This window comes from Streptomyces novaecaesareae, from assembly GCF_000716875.1.
Taxonomy (GTDB): Bacteria; Actinomycetota; Actinomycetes; order Streptomycetales; family Streptomycetaceae; genus Kitasatospora; species Kitasatospora novaecaesareae.
In genome coordinates this window covers 1-759 of record NZ_JNWQ01000212.1, presented here as the reverse complement: position 1 = coordinate 759, position 759 = coordinate 1, and the positions used below count along the sequence as shown (strand labels likewise).

Sequence of the window (759 nt, the reverse complement as noted above, 5' to 3'; positions counted from 1 at the left end):
CCGCAACCGCCGTCCGCACCGGCCGGGCGGCCGCCCGCGCCACCGGCCTGAACAAGGTCTACGGGGAGGGCGAGACCCGCGTCGTCGCCCTCGACGACGTCAGCGTGGCCTTCCCCCAGGGCGAGTTCACCGCCATCATGGGCCCCTCCGGCTCCGGCAAGTCCACCCTCATGCACTGCATGGCCGGCCTCGACACCGTCAGCTCCGGCTCCTCCACCATCGGCGACACCGAACTCGTCGGCCTCAAGGACAAGCAGCTCACCCAACTGCGCCGCGACCACATCGGGTTCATCTTCCAGGCCTTCAACCTCCTCCCCACGCTGACCGCCCTGGAGAACATCACCCTCCCGATGGACATCGCCGGCCGCAAGGTCGACCAGGCCTGGCTCGACCGCGTCGTCGACACCGTCGGCCTCTCCGGGCGCCTCAGCCACCGCCCCTCCCAGCTCTCCGGCGGCCAGCAGCAGCGCGTCGCCTGCGCCCGCGCCCTCGCCGGAAAGCCCGACATCATCTTCGCCGACGAACCCACCGGCAACCTCGACTCCCGCTCCGGCGCCGAGATCCTCTCCTTCCTGCGCAACTCCGTGCGCGAACTCGGCCAGACCGTCGTCATGGTCACCCACGACCCCGTCGCCGCCTCCTACGCCGACCGCGTCGTCTTCCTCGCCGACGGCCGCATCGTCGACGAACTCCACACCCCCACCGCCGACACCGTCCTGGACCGCATGCGCCGCTTCGACGCCAAGGGCCGCACCAGCT

Annotated in this window: 1 protein-coding gene; it reads left to right on the top strand. The window is 71.1% G+C overall.

From position 1 onward, the window contains the following. On the top strand, positions 1-759 hold a 759-nt coding region (locus OP86_RS32540), incomplete at both ends, for an ABC transporter ATP-binding protein (RefSeq protein ID WP_030056813.1).